13 protein-coding genes are annotated in these 16,888 nt (G+C 52.1%); all 13 read right to left on the minus strand.

Features of this window, described 5'->3' with window-relative positions:
• Positions 1–43: 43 nt before the first annotated feature.
• The 13 genes from L6J37_RS04530 to L6J37_RS04590 all read right to left on the minus strand — a co-directional run bounded on the left by L6J37_RS04530 (position 44) and on the right by L6J37_RS04590 (position 16,885).
• Complete coding sequence (locus L6J37_RS04530) at positions 44–8,242, minus strand: tandem-95 repeat protein (protein ID WP_237794297.1); 8,199 nt, start codon at positions 8,240–8,242, stop codon at positions 44–46.
• Positions 8,243–8,445: 203 nt separating this feature from the next.
• Entirely contained in the window at positions 8,446–9,522 is a 1,077-nt protein-coding gene (locus L6J37_RS04535) for a TIGR03032 family protein (protein ID WP_218384078.1), read from the minus strand.
• A gap of 27 nt (positions 9,523–9,549) precedes the next feature.
• Positions 9,550–10,083: a GNAT family N-acetyltransferase gene (locus L6J37_RS04540; RefSeq protein ID WP_192014881.1), complete on the minus strand. Its 534-nt coding sequence runs from the start codon at positions 10,081–10,083 to the stop codon at positions 9,550–9,552.
• Positions 10,084–10,113: 30 nt separating this feature from the next.
• Entirely contained in the window at positions 10,114–10,659 is a 546-nt protein-coding gene (locus tag L6J37_RS04545) for a S8 family serine peptidase (RefSeq protein WP_237794300.1), read from the minus strand.
• Positions 10,634–11,365, minus strand: coding sequence for a hypothetical protein (locus L6J37_RS04550; protein ID WP_237794302.1), 732 nt, complete (start codon positions 11,363–11,365; stop codon positions 10,634–10,636). The genes L6J37_RS04545 and L6J37_RS04550 overlap by 26 nt, the downstream gene beginning before the upstream one ends.
• Before the next feature lie 61 nt (positions 11,366–11,426).
• Positions 11,427–11,957 (minus strand): phage tail protein, encoded by a 531-nt coding sequence (locus tag L6J37_RS04555; RefSeq protein WP_237794304.1) that lies wholly within the window; start codon positions 11,955–11,957, stop codon positions 11,427–11,429.
• 10 nt (positions 11,958–11,967) lie between these two features.
• Positions 11,968–12,489: a phage tail protein gene (locus L6J37_RS04560; protein ID WP_192014878.1), complete on the minus strand. Its 522-nt coding sequence runs from the start codon at positions 12,487–12,489 to the stop codon at positions 11,968–11,970.
• A 10-nt stretch (positions 12,490–12,499) separates the two neighbouring features.
• Positions 12,500–13,039 carry a phage tail protein gene (locus L6J37_RS04565; protein WP_192014877.1) on the minus strand — a complete coding sequence of 180 codons (540 nt, stop codon included), beginning with the start codon at positions 13,037–13,039 and terminating at the stop codon, positions 12,500–12,502.
• 15 nt (positions 13,040–13,054) lie between these two features.
• Positions 13,055–13,351, minus strand: a complete 297-nt coding sequence (locus tag L6J37_RS04570) for a DUF6916 family protein (protein WP_237794306.1) — start codon at positions 13,349–13,351, stop codon at positions 13,055–13,057.
• Between the two features lie 311 nt (positions 13,352–13,662).
• The gene (locus L6J37_RS04575; protein ID WP_218384085.1) at positions 13,663–14,283 is read right to left on the minus strand and encodes a DUF2238 domain-containing protein; all 621 of its coding nucleotides are present in this window, start codon (positions 14,281–14,283) and stop codon (positions 13,663–13,665) included.
• Positions 14,284–14,338: 55 nt separating this feature from the next.
• Positions 14,339–14,956 (minus strand): NUDIX hydrolase, encoded by a 618-nt coding sequence (locus L6J37_RS04580; RefSeq protein WP_192014874.1) that lies wholly within the window; start codon positions 14,954–14,956, stop codon positions 14,339–14,341.
• Positions 14,957–15,037: 81 nt separating this feature from the next.
• Positions 15,038–16,090 carry a DUF3541 domain-containing protein gene (locus L6J37_RS04585; protein WP_225445082.1) on the minus strand — a complete coding sequence of 351 codons (1,053 nt, stop codon included), beginning with the start codon at positions 16,088–16,090 and terminating at the stop codon, positions 15,038–15,040.
• A 183-nt stretch (positions 16,091–16,273) separates the two neighbouring features.
• A complete protein-coding gene (locus tag L6J37_RS04590; RefSeq protein ID WP_237794308.1) occupies positions 16,274–16,885 on the minus strand; it encodes an alpha-ketoglutarate-dependent dioxygenase AlkB family protein in 612 nt (203 codons plus the stop codon).
• Positions 16,886–16,888: the final 3 nt, after the last annotated feature.

Consider the following 16,888-nt stretch of genomic DNA (forward strand, 5'->3'; position numbering starts at 1 on the left):
TTACCTGGCAATATTTTACCTGATTATAATTTCTGGCTACGGCCTACTGACCAAACTGGTAACTCAGTGTCAATGTGACCTGGCTGACATCGTTGATATCAATGAAATAACGATTGAATTTCCCTCCGACCCGCCATGCCGGAGTGATGCGATAATCCAACCCGGCGGTCAGATACGGATCGACTCCCCAGTCAGATGAGCTGATTGTCTGCCCCTGAAACGTACTGCTGTAATCTGCTTCCCAGCGGTAAACACCGCCACCGATTAAAAACCGAAAATCATTATCAGACACCACAGGATAACGTATGTCCAGCGCCACCCCCGAGGTCAGCACAGGCGTAGCCTTAACCACACTCTGATGATAGCCATCAGACACAGCACTAGCTGGTTTGAGTGTGGCCTTGCCGTCCCCCTGATCCAAATAACGGGCCGTCAGTAACCAGTGATGACGGGTTTCATAGCCCACACCCAGTGACACAGCCGTATCACTGTCATCTTGTGAAACAAGGGTATCCGCAGGCTGAGTATGTCGCTCGCTGGCTTCACTCACGCCCAACTCAGCATCGACAAACCAGGCTGCCTGGCTGTTAAAGCTGATCAGCGCCAATACCAGCGCAAGCAGCCGTCCGCCCCAGCGCCGCATGACTCCCAGACCGCCGAGTAATACCAGCATCAGGGCAGTGACAGTCCCTCCTGCCCGGTTTTTCACCACCATGCCTTCACTGAGTGTTGTGGTAACGCGTGCCTGAGCGCTGGCCTCCAGGCCGGTCGCATCCTGAATGTGATAGGTAATGATACTCTCTCCTTCATAACCTGCTTCGGGCGTAAATGTCAGGCTCTGATCTGTGTTTATCGTCACCGATCCTCGGTTTGCCACTGCAGCCACCACTGTCAGACTGTCACCGTCTGCATCTGTGTCATTATCCAGCACAGCAATGACCACGGCCGTTTTATCATCAGTCTGAACAATATCGTTCACCGCAACCGGGTAATCACTGTTCAGCACTGTCACTTTAGCTTGTGCAATAGCTGTACCGCCTGTCCCGTCTGAAATGCTGTAACTGATGGTCGCGACACCGTAAAAACCATCGGGGGCGGCATAGTGGATCTGATTAGACGTCAGATTCACAACGCCAAAATCCACCGACGCTGCCATCACAGACAAGGGATCATTGTTGGCATCTGTATCATTGGCCAGCACATCTATCATTGTGTTCCCGTTCCGATTAAGCAATACAGCGTCATCCACCGCCGATGGCGACAGATTAGCACTCAGCGGTACGCCAACACCGCCCGGATCCATGACACTGCCATTGGCCAGGCCGTCATCATCATTCGGGCCACCGTCTTGTATGGTTAGCTGCACGCACCAGTGCCCTTCCTGTAATCCTGCCCGCCACTGGCTATCACCCGGAGGCGGACAGTAACCCGCTTCCCCCTGAGCAGATGACACAAAGTTTTGCGCATCTGTGACAAAATTTTTCCAGCCCTGACTCTCTGTGAATTTACGATAAACCGCGTTTGCCGGTATGGGTAAGCGTTGCGGCAGTACCACCTGATAACTCTGACCAACTATCGGTAAACCATGAGCAATAAAGTCAAACACACCGCCAGTATTTTTGACCTCGGCATCTGGCGGGATTTCACTGTCCAACAGCTGTACGCCTCCCATCTGATTAGCTGCAACCGTCGCGCCTTTGCGCAAACACACTCCTGGGTCGCCTTCCAGCAGATAGCGGCCAGATACCAAGGCCTGCTCTTGTATGACGTTACAGTCTGCCGCCATATCCAGATAATCCGGGATGCCGTCGTTATCAGAGTCAATGTAGCCTTCCAGGTCGTCAGGCAGCAGATCGCCATCGCTGTCCTCACCGCCTAACTGCGGCAACTGAGCAACGGCCTCCAGATAAATATGTTCAATCACAGACTGAACAGGTGTACCGTTATCCGTAACAGTCAGTTTAAGGCTGTACACACCCTGCGACAGCGCACCCGGCACAAAGATAAAGTGTTCATCATCTGTGCTGATATTGGCTATCGCACTGTCACTGGCTTCCCACAAATAGTTATGGTTGTCTGCACTGTTCACATCTGTGACTTGTGCACTCACAGTAACCTGACCGCCAGAGATAGACACAATGTGCCGGGAGTCACCATCCTGAGTAATCTCAGTGCTCACCCTCGGTGCTAAATTCTCTTCAGAGATAGTCAGTGTGTAATCTGACTTACTGCCAAGATTCAGCGTGGGTGGTAAAGTGACTTCCAGTGTCTCCGGCCCTTCGGGCATACCATCGTTCAGCACATCGAACTCAATCGTAGCACTAGTGCCTTGCTCAATCTCAATCACACCGTCAAGCAAGGTGTGATCACCCGCATCACTGCTGCCTGACACAGTATAAGGAATAGTTACCGGGTAATCAGGCGCAGGACCGTTGAGGTGAACGCTGATACTATGCGTCGTCCCTTCTGTGGTGTGGTCATCTTTAGAGAGTGTGATCAATGGATGCAGAACAACCTGCTGGCTGGCCTGGGTCTCATTGCCTTGCGCATCCACCGCCCGCCAGTAAACTGTATGTCTTCCCGGCTTAAAGACAGGTGCCTGATCAACCAGAGAGACAGCCAGTGGCCTGCCTTGGCTGTCTTTGGCTTTGGCTACGCCCAGGTTCACTCTGGTAAACAGACCGGTTGCGTTCAGCTCAATATCAACTGGCGGTTGAATCGTCGGAGGCTGGCTGACCGCCGACTCAATAACCACTGTCACCTGACCAATGTGCTGGCCCCCTCCACCATCACTGACTCCATATTTCAGAGAAAACGTGCCCTGCTGTGTAGTGGTCAGAACTGCCTGACCATTTTGTATGGTGGCTGTCCCTTTCACCGCCGTCACCCAGAGCAGGTTCAGCAGATCCTGATCGATATCCGTGTCGTTACTCAGCACATCCAGTACATAACGGCCCGACGCGCTGGCTTTAAAGTGATACGAATCAGAAACAATCACTGGCTGATCATTCACCGGTGTCACAGCAAGCGAAACAGTATAAATACCGGATAGCGCTTCGCCGTCTGTAACCTGATAACTGAAGCTGTCGACACCGTTAAAGTCGGCATGTGGTGTATACAACCAGCTGCTGCCCTGCGCACTCAGGTTACCGTGCTGCGGCGGATTACCCACCAGCAGACCCAGTGCTGTGCTGTCGACATCTGTCATGGCCGGGGCAATACTCAGGCTGGTATCTTCGGCCAGAGTAAGCGTCAGGTTTTCCCCTTGCGGTGCATCGTTGACATTAATCACACTGATACTGAAGGCTGCCAGAGAGGCCGATTCACTGCCGTCGCTGACGCTGATAACAATGCCGCTGCTGCTGCCGACATGGCTGTTATCCGGTATGCCGGACAGCTCACCTGTCTGCGTATTAAAGCTGGCCCAAACCGGCTTGTTCTCAATGCTGAAGGTCAGCGTATCCGCATCCATATCGGAAGCTTGAGGAGTAAAGCTGTACTGAGTGTCTTCAGACACCTGATCCTGAGGCTGCCCGCTGATAACTGGCGCATCGTTAACGTTGTTGACTGTCAGGGTGAACGGCGGCAGCGCTGCGGTTTTATCGCCATCAGTAACGCTGATCACTATGTTGCTGACACTACCGACGGCGCCATTATCTGGTACGCCATACAAACGTCCGGTCTGGGTATCGAAACTCGCCCAGTCAGGCAGATTAGTAATACTGAAGATCAGACCATCGCTTTCTACGTCCGCAGCCACCGGCTGGAACTCGTAGTTCTGGTCCTGATCGACGTTAAGCACTGGCGTACCGCTGATGGTCGGCGCATCATTGACCGTCTCGATCGTCACCGACACAGTGGCTGTATTGGAAACGTCAGCCTCGTTATCAGAAATGGTGTAGCTGAAACTGTCAGTGCCGGATTGATCCGTATCCGGGGTATAGCGCAAGCTACCGTTCCCCAGATCCAGCACCTGACCCAGCTGAGGCGGCGTCAGCACCTGAATGGAGCTCAGATCCAGCGTCCCGTCCAGATCGCTGTCATTACCGCTGACCGCGATATCAACCGGGGTGTCCTCCTGCGTCGTCGCCTGATCGGCATTGGCCACCGGCGCATCATTCACGGCCTGTACCGTCATGGTCACAGTCGCAATATTGGATTCAGCACCCAGATCGTCGCTCACTTTATAAGTGAACTGATCCTCACCGCTGAAATTCGCTGCCGGGGTATAGACCACCGCACCATTGCTTTCAACGGTCACGCTGCCCTCGCCAGGTTGGGTGTCAATCGTCAGTGTTCCGGCCTGAATCGTGCCGTCAATATCCTGATCATTCCCCAGCACATTCACCGTATGAGGCGTATCTTCCAGCAGCGTCGCGGTATCATCCGCGACCACAGGCGCATCGTTGACGCTGGACACCGTGACAGACACCGTTGCTGGCTGGGAGGTCGCCCCCAGGTCGTCCTGCACCACATAGGTGAAGCTGTCGCTGCCGAAGTAATTCGCGTTAGGGGTATAGGTCACCCGTCCATTCGCATCAATGCTGGTCTGCCCGTGCTGGGGCTGAGTGATCACCTGGAGCGTACTGGCATTGAGTGAACCGTCGATATCACTGTCATTGGCCAGCACATCAATCACACCACTTTCATCCTCATTCGTTGCCAGACCATCCGCCACCGTGATCGGGGCATCATTCACCCCTGCCACGTTCACCGTCACCTGAGCGGTATTGGACACCAGCCCAGTGCTGTCCTGTACGGTGTAACTCAGGGTATCCGTACCCACATAATTCGCGCCCGGCTGATAGTGAATCTTGCCGTTCTCAACCGTCGTGGCACCATGGGTCGGCTGTGTTACCACAGTCAGAGAAGCTGCGTTCAGCGTATCCCCTGTATCCACATCGCTGTCGTTCGCCAGCACATCCAGCACCACCAATGTATCTTCATCTGTGCTGCCGACATCAGCCGTTGCCACCGGCGCATCAGCGACAGGTGTCACTGTCACGGTGACTGTCGCCGGAGAAGAGACAGCGCCGTAGATATCCTGAACCTGATAGGTCAAGGTGTCTGTCCCGGCGAAATTCGCATCCGGCGTATACGTTATGGTGCCTGTCCCGGTATTGATGCTGGTGGCACCATGCAAAGGTGCTGTCACGACGGTGACACTGGCTGCATTCAGGCTACTGTCTGCATCGCTGTCGTTCGATAGCACATCAATCGCAATCAGGTTATCTTCCGAAACAGAGACCACATCGTCGGCTGCAACCGGTGCGGCGTTGGCAATGGTGAAGTTATAGACCGAATCACCGCTGATACCGGCAAAGGCATTGCCCGCCATATCGGTTAACGCATCGTTCGTCATGGTGACGTAGTAAGCATGTGTCGGTGTGAAAGTGGTACTCGGATCCACCACCAGCTGATTGCCAGAAATGCTCACCTCGGAATCAGACATCGCGTATGTCACCAGCGTTGTTGCATCCGTGGCATCAATAAGACTCAGTGTGCCTGAGGAATGTCCTATCTGTATGTCTTCGCTGAACGTCAGTGTCAGACTGGTATTTCGGCTGACATCTGTGGCATCATCAGCCGGGCTGAGTGCGCTGATATACGGCGCGATGCCGTCATAGCTCACCGCCAACTGAATCGCAGCCAGATTTCCGTTGCCATTCGGATCGGTAAATTGGCCACTGGCGATATCCAGCGTGATATTCCCGTCGGTGACCGGCGTCAGAGTCGCGCTAAAGCTGCTCCCACTTCCGTTAAAACCCGACAAGGTCCCGCCACTGACCGCAATATCCGTCGCTTCAAAATCTGTACTCTCTTCGGTCAATGTAAAGGTGATGTTCGCAGTTTCACCCTGCTTCAGCACGGATTTGTCCGAGTTGATGGTCACACTTGGCAGAACAGTATCCACACTGATTGCCAACTGAGAAGCGGCTGTGTTCGCGTTCCCTGCGGCGTCGGTAAAGACACCCGCGGCCACATTCACCGTCGCGCCAGCCGTACTATTCGCGTCAGGTGTAAAGGTCGCACTGTAGCTGGCGCCACTGCCGGTGAAATTCGTCAGCGCCCCCCCGGAAACAATCACATCTCCGGCAGCAAAATCGCTGCTGCTTTCGCTCAGCGTAAAGGTCAGAGTCGCGGTTTCACCCTGCTTCAAAGCGGTTTTGTTGCTGGAGATATTCACCGTTGGCTGAACCGTATCTACCGCAATACTGAGTTGCGTTGCCGCTGTATTGCCGTTCCCTGCGGCGTCGGTAAACTGGTTGGCAGATACATTGATGGTTCCGCTGGTGGCATTCACGGCGGGTGTGTAAGTCGCGGTATAGACCATGCCGCTGCCGCTAAAGCTTGACAGGGTGCCTCCGGCGGTTGTGACATCAGCGACAGCAAAGTCAGTACTGCTTTCACTCAATGTGAAAGTCAGCGTCGCGCTTTCTCCGGCTTTCAGGGCAGGCTTATCGCTACTAATCGCCACTGTTGGCCGCGCGGTATCAACCGTAATCGACACTTGCGTGGCCGCTGTATTGGCGTTCCCTGCAGCATCGGTAAAGATACCGGCAGGTAAATCCAGGGTTGCTGTGGTTTCTGTGTCCGGATCGGGCGTAAAGATCGCAGAGTAATTCAGTCCAACGCCTGTGAAATTAGACAGAGAACCACCGGAAACAACAAAATCAGTCCCAATAAAATTAGAACTGATCTCACTGAGCGTGACTGATATCAGTGACGTTTCTCCGGATCTCAATGTGTTTTTGCTGCTGGTAAAACCTGAGATGCCGGGCTGAAGCGTATCCAGCGTTGCAGTATCCGTCACGGCTGAAGCCGTATTCCCTGCGCTATCCGAGAGCGTGGCAGATAACGTCAGCAAACCGTCGGACAAACCACTCAGATTCAGTCCCGTGACAGACTGGGCTGCATTGCTGATCGACCCCGATCCGGTCACGTTCGATCCGCCACCACTGGAACTGATGGTATAAGCGAAATCGGTGCCTACCTCCGCAGAGGCAAAGGTAAAAGATGCCGCAGCCACATCGGCACTGGTGTAAAACAGCTGACCAAAGACGACGCTTTGCCCGGTCGGCGCAACCTGATCAATGGTGACATTCAGGGCGGAAGATGCCGGACTGTCATTGATCCCATCCGTCGCCGTGGCCGTGAATGCATGCGTGACATTCGATGCCAGAGCGCTGGTGGTGATGCTCCAGTTCCCCCCTATAGCAGTCGCGGAGCCGATCTCTGTTCCCCCTGACTGGTTACTGAAAAGCTTCACTGTACTGCCGGCTTCCGCAGTACCAGTAAAGGTCAGCGTGGTGAGATTCGTGAGGTTATCACTGTTGGAAGTACCGCTGTCTGATCCCGAGGACAAATCCGGTGTGGAAGGTGCCGGAGGTGCGACATCATCTGCCACGGTAACCGGGAAGGTTTTTTGAAAGGTCGTAGTGCCATCGTGAGTCTGTATACAAACGTTGTAGTTCCCTGCCGACAAAGCACTCCCGGTTTCCAGTGTCGCACTATTGATTTGAAACTGGCTGTTCGCTGCATCTGAGGTACAACTGCCGGACGCACTGTTCCCTTGCGAAACCAGCGAATAACTGTGGGTGTCCCCGCTGTCTGCATCTGTCGTCGACAAGGTGCCCACATCGGTGCCAAATGCCGTCACAGACTGATTGATGCTGGTTGACGTCAGGCTGATATTTGTCGGCGCACTGTTGGATGGCCCTCCATTACAATCCGCATCCGTTGAACAGGAGTGGCCGTTTGAAATCGGACCATCGTAACAATACCCAAAATAACATTCCCAGGCTGCTGTCATGGCTTCACCGCTGCGACCATCCGCTCGGCTTACCGGCCCGGCTGACAAGGGGGAGAGTTCCCCAACAACCCGCTTCGCAGTCTGAACGCCGTTTTTGAGGTGTTGGGTTTGTGCCAGAAAACTATCCAGATCAAAATTCTGTTCGTCTGAGTGCTGAGACTCAGGCTGTGCATCATCCGGTGCAGGATTTGGGAACTCGCGTGATAACGTCTGAATTTTCGATGGCATTCCGGATACGTCGGTTCCGGCATAGACTGGCATGAAAATCAAGGGACTGGCAGCCAACCCGATCGCCAGGGAAACCACCCAGCGGGTGGGCTCTTTTTTTACCGACGCAATCGAATCACAGAATGGGAGCACTTCATCCGTCCGTGTGAAGTGCTGACGCGTCGCACGGGCTAATCGCGACAAGATCAGGTCGTTCGTCATACTCTGCCTGCAAGTTTATGATGCAAAAGGTGCGGTTCACCCGGCGGCTTCCCGACACCGGATAAAACCTTCACACAAAAAATAAAAAAATTAATGCAACTCGTAGCAATTGAAACAGAGCTTTGACAATGTGCAAGCAGATGCTCTCAAAAATATGACATATAAGAATATTTTACTATGCAATAAACTGCTATTGCTTTCATTCAGAGTATAAATAGATCCGACAATTCCACTGATTCAGCATCCACAATCCATGGCGTCGTGCTGCCTTTCAGCACTTCGACATCATAAATCTGATTTAAATCGCCGGAAAACGTGAGGTTTGCGATCACTTCACCACTTCGCAGATCCAGCACCACCACACCCGAAGACAAGGGTTCCCGCAACTGATGTAAGGGCATGTCTGCATGCCGCGCTGAGCCATCTTTCGGGCGACGCACCACAGACAAACCGACGAAGGCCACATCCCCCATCAGCGATAATCCCCGCGTGAACCCATTCAGTTCCGCCACCAGCTCCAGATCCGTCCGAGAGGCCGGAAGCCGATCTTCCAGGCAGCGCCACAACCGTCCGGTACCGGATTCACAAAAGTACAGATAACCGTCATGAATACGGGGAGAATGCGGCAGACACAAGCCGGTCACCACAGGCTGATGCGTCGTAACAGACATAATTTCTCCGCTAAAACTGCTCGCTTGGCGCCAGCTGTAAGGGCTGTTTACTTGCGAGAAATACGACACATATGCCGGACGTCCATCTTTCATTGCCAGTCCATTCAAATGGCACCGATCTTCAGGCACCAATTCAGAAATAAAAGGTGGCATCCAGACCACCTCAAAACTTTTTCCGTCGGTCGGTTTGGCAATGCAATTAAAACGGGTATTCACCATGTACAGACCATCCGTGCCCCAGGCCATATCATGCGTATTCAGATGCCCGGTAACGGTCGAGCCGCAAGGCGAATAGACAGCATCTTTCCCGGCAACAATGTGCGTTGACTCACCCACAAGAGCGGCGGGGTCAACCCGCCGGTAATCCCAGATTTGCTGATACGACGCCAGCGATAAGCGTTGCTGATCGTCACTCAGTGCAATCCCCAGTAATCTGGGCTGGCGGACATGTTCAACGACAAGCGACTCTCCGCACCCTCGGATGACAAACAGGCAGTCAAGATTATGCGCACTCACCAGCAGGCTACAGCGCATTGCATTCAGCAGCAGTGGAAACCGCGCACAGCTGCTCATCACATAATTCAAGGTATTATCGTCACTCGCATTCATGGATAACTTCCGCAGAGAAACACAGGATCACGTCGGCATACCGGCATACAGCGGCTGGACACTGGGCGGATACCAGATCATCCGCTCATAAGGCGGTTCAATCCGGGTGACACTAAATCCCAGCCGGAGGTAAAGTTGCCGGGCATGCTGATTGATTTGCTGAACCGACAATGTCATCGGCGCTTTCAACTGGTTCGCGGAATACATAAAGGAACGGATCACCGCTTCTCCCAGCCCGTGCCCTCTGGCCTGTCGGGTAAACACGATATCGATCAGATGAACCTGATCCTGCGAGAAGTCCAGCACAGCGCGGCCAACCGGCGACTGATGATATTCAATGATAAAGTACAGCGCGTTGGGGAACTGTTCCCCGTAGCCCTGATTCATCGCCTGAAACTGCATGTCGATTAAGGATTCGATGAAATCTTGCTCGCCCTCGATCAGTCGCAAGTCATCCCGGCGCTCTCGATGGAGCTTTTCGAGAAAGATCCGATCCGTCGCCGACGAATTGGATGGGCGAACATGCAACCCGCCCGGTAATTTCAAATCCTGTTTGTCCATCTTGTTCACATCCTTGTTATCGAAACCGGATCAATGCTGTGCAGAACGCTGAAAGTGCTGCATCAGGCCTTGCGCATCAAACACAGGCTGGCTGTATTGACGCACAAGCCGGTGTAAGTCCGCGGCGGTCAGTGCAGGCTGCTCACTCAGTACCGCGGCCAGAACGCCGGCTACGGCAGTGGCCGCCGCCGATGTGTTCGAAAATGTCAGACTGTACCGGCCTGTCTCCTGTGAAAAAGTCAGATAAGGCACGGGAACCTGAGTCGCGATCGGTTCGCCGATCACAGGCCAGACGGTGCCCTGACTTTCGGCATTGACTGTCAGAACCTGTGGCTGAGCTGCCAGTGAGAAGCTCTGATTCAGGTTCTCTCTGAAATTTCCTGCCGCAGCAATCAGAAGCGTTCCTTTCCCTTGTCGGCCATTTTCAGCCACAAACGTCAGTGCATCAGACAAGGCCTGCTGGGTCAGAGGTAAAGTCCACGCGGCCAATATCAAGTCAGCCTGGCTGAGATAGGCCAATTGCAAAGCAACCAGAATATCTGACGTCCAGTTAGTATCCCGGCGCAGCAGCCGCAAAGGCCAGTCCTTGAGTGTCCGGGTGCCTTGACCAAAGGGTCGCCAGTGTTGCATCACCATGGAACGAATCATAGCCATTCACTGCAATTTCACTGGGTTCCAGCGGCAAAGGGCGACGTTGATCAATATCGTAATGCAGTTTTGGTAAAAAAGGCTGCAAAGCCGGATCAGCCAGGCCGAATGCACTGTCGATCACAGCGAGAGTCACCTCTGCACCCGGTGTTGCGGGCCATTGTTCAATGCTCAGCTGCTGACGGACAGGTTTCGGAGGGGGCATGGGTAACCGCCCTGTTTCACCGCCCTGCGTCCCCAGACGAATTTGCAGCAGATCCGGTTCAGCCATCACAATCCCTGGTAAGCTTTGTAATTGCTGCACCAGCGCAAGCGATGCCAGTGGACTTTGTGTCTCCACCACAGACCAATAATACGCCTCCAACTCGAACACAACCGCCGAACTGACAATCAGATGGTGACGTAAGTTGGCCAACTTCAGCGCTTTTTCATGCTTTACTAACACCCGCGTCCCGACTTGCAGAGCTTTGGTTCCCAACCATGGATGAATGTATACCGGAGCACCGGTCGCTTGTGGAAGGAAGCGAAATTGGACGTTTTTCTCCTGCACCCGAAGGGTTAAAGATTCCGGCCAAACCTGGGCCTGCGCCAACGCAGTAAAGGTCAGCGCAATGACATAGAACATCAGCTTCATGAACAACCTGAATCACTGAAATTGCTGTTCAGGCACCGACAACCCAACAGTGCCTGATACATTACGACCTTGACGGAAAAATACCGTCCATACAAATACAAAAGTTCACGCCCAGATAAGGCTGCATATTCTCATGGGATTGCGATCCGCCAGAAACTGCCATTGCCTGAGCACTTAGCAGATTATCCGGTTCGCCTGTGTAATACCGAGCCTCGGCAACACCGCTTGCATTCAGAATCCCCACCCCTGCGTTCTGACCACTTTCAGCATCCGCACTGTTATTCACCGCTTGCATCGCATGGTTGTGTAACGGAATTTCCGTGACGTCCAGTGTAATCATATCTTCGCCAGACCTTTCTGCCAGGACTCTGGGCGTCAGTCCTGGCCCATTGCCCGTCCCCATAGGTGCGCGGGCACGCAGGTCAGGTAATTGAAATGTACTCGGGCTGGAGCGACCAAAGCTATATTCAATCACAGCAAACAGCACTTGGTTTTGCTGAATGTTGAGTGTTTGTCCGTTACAAAATGCCCAAAATCGTGGTGCAAACGTATAAGGCATCATCATAATTTCGCCGTAAAAAGCTTCACTCATCTGATTTTCCTCAGCTTCTTTGCGGGTAAATACCTGCGGTGCAAATAATAAAGTTCAATGCCAGTGAAGGCGCGACATTCAAATGACGCTCTCCACCTCCGGTGGTATTCACTGCATCTTGCTGTAACGCAACCCAATCAGTTGCAACAGGGGAAGCAACGAACTGACTGGCCTTACCCACCACCAGGTTTGATGCAGGCTCAGAAGACGTCGCCGGGGTATCGGCAGCCATCAGTGAATGCCGGTGTTCAGGCAATTGATTCAGCGTCAGGGTAACGTATTCCTGCCCCATTCTTTGACCGAGATTGCGGGGTGTCAGTCCATTACCGCCCCCTCGCCCCACCGGTACACGGCCTCTCAGATCCGGTAAACTAAATGTTGTTCTGCCGTCACCGCCATACAGGGTCCCAAGCAGTGAATACAAAGCTTCATTGGATGAAACCGGTAATAAAGAGCCCGCACAGTAAGCCCAACGTTGCGGTGCATAACTCCCTGCGAAAAGGGTAATTTCAGATAAATAACGTTCAGACATTCCTGATCTCCTAATCTCTTTCCGGGAAGATACCGGTCAGGGCTATACAAAAATTGATAACAGCTGAAGGCTGCATATTTTCATGCCCGGCCCCATGACCTGCTGCGCCCACCGCTTCAGGATTCATCGCTTCAAGATTCTGCGGCACAGCGTAAACCGGTGTATCTCCGGCGGCGGCAGCAAGGACTGTCGCTTTTTGCTGCCTGAGCAAATAAGGACGGAATGAATCGCCAGATTGGGATGAAACTGCGATGCCATGGGTGTGTGCTGGCATTTCGGCTTCCGTCAACGCGACTTGCTCCAAGCCACCCGTTTTCGCCTGCGTGATGGGCCGTTGAGAAGGGAAAGCAACACCTGGCTGAACCGGCATTCTGCCGCGAAAATCTGGCAACTTGAAATCCGTCTGACCATTACCGCCAAACTGATTTCCAACTAATGCAAACAAAGCCCCGTTCTGGCTGACCGGCAGCACCTGCCCGTCACAAAAGGCATAACCTCTCGGTGCAAAGTTTGCACCGAACATTTGAATATTACCGATATAAGGTTCCATGTTGACCTCTGATGGTTATGAGTGAGTAACCTTGCGGGAAAAAATCACTTCCAGTTCTTTTTCAGAATTAGGCGAAACAAACAAAGGAGCTTCACCTAAGCTTTCGTGACCGAAAAGATAAGTGCCTTGTTCAACTGCGCCATTCAGACCACTGCAATCGAGGTACAATGCAAAAGACTCCCATGTGTTACTGTGAGTGCCAGTTCGTTTTACCCCGGTAATTTCCACTTCGCAGGATGCCCCTTTATCAAGAGTCATCGACATTTTATCGCCAACTAATTTTTCCAACTTTTCAAATGTAAACTGCTCCATACCTGCTTCCTTAAATAGGGGTAATTCCCTTTATCCATCTATTTCCCACTCGTAAGGTTTATAGCATTGGGCTGACACGAACAAATAACAGACTGAAAACTTGATGATTGATCATAAAAATAATTTAAATTTATTTTCACGACATTGCGAAGGCAAAACAAACACACAACAATAATGACATATTTGTTATTAGTGTATTTTTAGCTACGCCCGAGACAGCTAGATCACTTTACAGGGATAGCCGTTGTTACGGGCATATTCTTCAAATTCGCTGACTTTATAAGGGTCAATAATGTAGCGTAAAAAACAAGTCACCATGATTCATTCCTTTGTTGTGGTTCAATCGTTTGATGCAGAGAAACCAGCTGGCTGTTATGCCAGCGAGACAGCATGAGCGTCGCGCACAGCGCTCCGACTAATGCGAATGCCATATCAGACTGGGTATCCCAGACATAACCCTGTGTACCCAAAAAAGCCTCTGCGTTTTCACCTGTCGCCAGCGCCACCCACCATTCAATCAATTCATAGAATGCGCTGAATGCCAGGCAAATCGATACGGCGATCACGCCAACCCAAATACGACCATTGACGATGTGCTTCCGGATTAAAATTTCCCGAGCCAGAATAGCCGGAACAAATCCCTGAAAAAAATGGCCGACTTTATCGTAGTTATTTCTTTGCGCCCCGAACAGATTGTCGAATAAAGGGACTTCTGCATAGGTGTAATGGCCACCCACCATTAACACAATACAATGCAGTAAAATCAGTCCATACAGTAGCGGGGTGAGCCTGAAGGTATTGTAAGTAAGCGCAATCAGCACAAGGCCAATCAGCGCAGGCAACACTTCAAGAAACCAGGTAAAAGTATCTTTCGGCTCAATGCCAGACCAGAGAAGAACCGCCGTAAAAACAGATAGCCAGATATATTTCAAATGCTTGTCCTTTTATACATCTTATTCGTTACGTTGCCTTTCCCGCCCGAGCTCATTAATCAACTTGTACGGGCAAGTTCGGGTTTTCAAAATGCTCGAACATCATGACGATATCTTCGGTAAGTACCCGGCTTTGTGACAAAGGCGGAATAGTGTCTCGAGCAAAAAAATCAATCGCTGAAATTTCGATATTCTCTTTTGGCTCGCCGGACACAAAGTGGCAGAGAAAGAAGAGTTTATAAATGTGGTAGGGATAGTCGGGCTGGTAGGGGTGAACCGCTCGGTCTTTTATCGCAATCAGTTTGGGCTGACTGACGACCAAACCGGACTCTTCCAACACTTCGCGGACAATACCCTCAGAAGGGGTTTCACAGACATCGGCCCACCCTCCGGGCAATGTCCAGCCGCCATCCTCACGTTCTTTGACCAGCAGAATTTTATTATCGCGAATCACTCCGGCTCGCAGATCAACTTTCGGTGTGGGATAACCCTCTTCGGGTATAAACAGATGCTGCACTTTACTGAGTGGCTGACCACTGAGCTGCGCAAACATTTGATACGAAATGTCGGTAATCTGATCAAAACGTTCAAGATCGTATGGATCGTGACTATAAGCTTTACCGGCTTGTGCAATAGCCTGAAGTTGCCTGGCCCATGTTAATCCGTCTTTCATCGTAGTGCAGTTCTCATTCAGGGAATCATATTCACTCACCCTATATAAACCAATACACATAATCAATCAGGTTTCATTGGCCTAATGCCGTGGCACCAAACCATAAGGCAAGCTCTCAAACATGGCCGGTTGGTTGATGACTGTCGGGGCGGCATGTACGCCACGCCAGTCCAGTAACATGATAGCCAGCGTGTTGCGATGCTCACCGTCATACAGCTCGCTTTCACCTTTTACCGACGGCACCATACCCGCTTGCCGGTCGATCGATGTCTGGATGAACTGGCGCGTTTTTTCTACCACAGGGTCATCCGATAAGCCGGCCAGCAGGAAGCTGATACCGACTTCGGCCACCACATCTTCCTTGGTATGCAGCAGAATGTCGTCGATATGGCGGCGAAAGTGATCATAAATCCACTGAAAATCGCTTTCCTTGAGCTGATACTGATAATACGAGGATGCCGCAAAGATAATATGGGTCATGCCGTATATCTTATTCATGTACTGCTGCTCGCTGAGCTGCTTATCCTGGCTGTCAGGATAAGTTGCCCGGAAAGCGGCAATAAAAGGCTCAACCACATCCTGCTCGCCGAGCTGACGCAACCAGTAAACCTGATTGGCAAGCTGTGCTGCCCAGGCGCGAATCATTTCAGGGTCAGTGGCATAACGGGCAAAGTCATAGCGGCGGATGATGTCGCGCAATTTGTGATCTTCCCTGTGTTTAAGTCCGTACTCATTGGCGCGCGCCATAGAGCCAAGCAAATCGACGCCCAAAAAGTAATACTCAGGGTAATCACGGGTGGCCAGATAACGTAAATCGCTGCGGGCATCATCTTTGCGCTGATATCTGGCTTCACGGGCGGCCGAATAGGCTTTTATCTGTGCCGGTGTGTAAATCTCTGTCGTCACGGCATTGAGCCGGCTGGCCACACGTGCCAAATCTGACCACACGGCCGCCCGGTATTTGGGATCCATCGTCTGGCGATACATCCTCAGGCCATAATGGCCCATTTTAAATGCCGGTAATGTAAACAGCTGGGTTTCAAAGGTTTGCCGAATCAACGCGGCATCATCCGCATAGGATGGCAATACCTGTTGCTGTACAGTCGGTTCCGCAGGTCTGGGCGAAATTTGCATCGCCGCCCAGCCAGGCAGTGAAAGAAGAGTAATCAGAAGATAAACAACAAAACGACGAATGTTCATAGCAACCCCGCAACCATTTAACAACACAATCATAGCAAAGGCGTCGCTGTACACGTCAGCCTGTTGTCATTTAAGCCAGTGGAATATCAGCATTTTTAATTCTGCGGTGCTAAGCAGTTACGTATTAATCCACCGATAAGTCAGATTAATACGTTCATTAAGAGGCTGAGATGTTTTTGGCACGCTGTGCACCCAGTGCGACTGGGTCTGCCCTGCCATGATGAGCAGAGAGCCGTGACTGAGCTGAAAATCAATTTTCTGCCCGGTGTGGCGATGTTTCAGCAAAAAACGCCGGGGATCGCCCAATGTCACCGATGCAATCACCGGCTCCGGGCCGAGTTCGGGCTCGTTATCCTGATGCCAGCCCATACTGTCCTGCCCGTTACGGTACAGGTTGGCCAGCACCGAATTAAAACGCGTATTAGCCACTTGCTCGCAGGCGGACTTGATCTGCTGTAAGGCTGACGTCCACGGGTCCGGCTGCATGGTCAGCCCTGAGTAGGTATAGGATGCCTCACCGCACCATGCCTGCAAACGCGGTTGTATAACCCGACGGCCATACAGTGTGATGGCTTCCTGCTGCCAGTCGAGCGACTGACGCAGCTCACTGAAATAACGGTCTGAGTCGGAAACGGTAAAGAAAGCCGGCGCCCAGAACAGCAAACCGTCATCAATAGCGAGCCACTCGCCCGGCCCGCTCGCTTCACCGAATAAGTCGAAATTGTGCATAAC

The organism is Photobacterium sp. WH77 (genome assembly GCF_022014395.1).
GTDB classification, from domain to species: domain Bacteria; phylum Pseudomonadota; class Gammaproteobacteria; order Enterobacterales; family Vibrionaceae; genus Photobacterium; species Photobacterium arenosum.

Bases quoted from the DNA above. Each gene is read 5' to 3' on its own strand.
- L6J37_RS04530 (WP_237794297.1), bottom strand. From the start codon at position 8,242: ATGACGAACGACCTGATCTTGTCGCGATTAGCCCGTGCGACGCGTCAG.
- L6J37_RS04535 (WP_218384078.1), bottom strand. From the start codon at position 9,522: ATGAATGCGAGTGACGATAATACCTTGAATTATGTGATGAGCAGCTGT.
- L6J37_RS04540 (WP_192014881.1), bottom strand. From the start codon at position 10,083: ATGGACAAACAGGATTTGAAATTACCGGGCGGGTTGCATGTTCGCCCA.
- L6J37_RS04550 (WP_237794302.1), bottom strand. From the start codon at position 11,365: ATGAAGCTGATGTTCTATGTCATTGCGCTGACCTTTACTGCGTTGGCG.
- L6J37_RS04555 (WP_237794304.1), bottom strand. From the start codon at position 11,957: ATGAGTGAAGCTTTTTACGGCGAAATTATGATGATGCCTTATACGTTT.
- L6J37_RS04560 (WP_192014878.1), bottom strand. From the start codon at position 12,489: ATGTCTGAACGTTATTTATCTGAAATTACCCTTTTCGCAGGGAGTTAT.
- L6J37_RS04565 (WP_192014877.1), bottom strand. From the start codon at position 13,039: ATGGAACCTTATATCGGTAATATTCAAATGTTCGGTGCAAACTTTGCA.
- L6J37_RS04570 (WP_237794306.1), bottom strand. From the start codon at position 13,351: ATGGAGCAGTTTACATTTGAAAAGTTGGAAAAATTAGTTGGCGATAAA.
- L6J37_RS04580 (WP_192014874.1), bottom strand. From the start codon at position 14,956: ATGAAAGACGGATTAACATGGGCCAGGCAACTTCAGGCTATTGCACAA.
- L6J37_RS04585 (WP_225445082.1), bottom strand. From the start codon at position 16,090: ATGCAAATTTCGCCCAGACCTGCGGAACCGACTGTACAGCAACAGGTA.
- L6J37_RS04590 (WP_237794308.1), bottom strand. From the start codon at position 16,885: ATGCACAATTTCGACTTATTCGGTGAAGCGAGCGGGCCGGGCGAGTGG.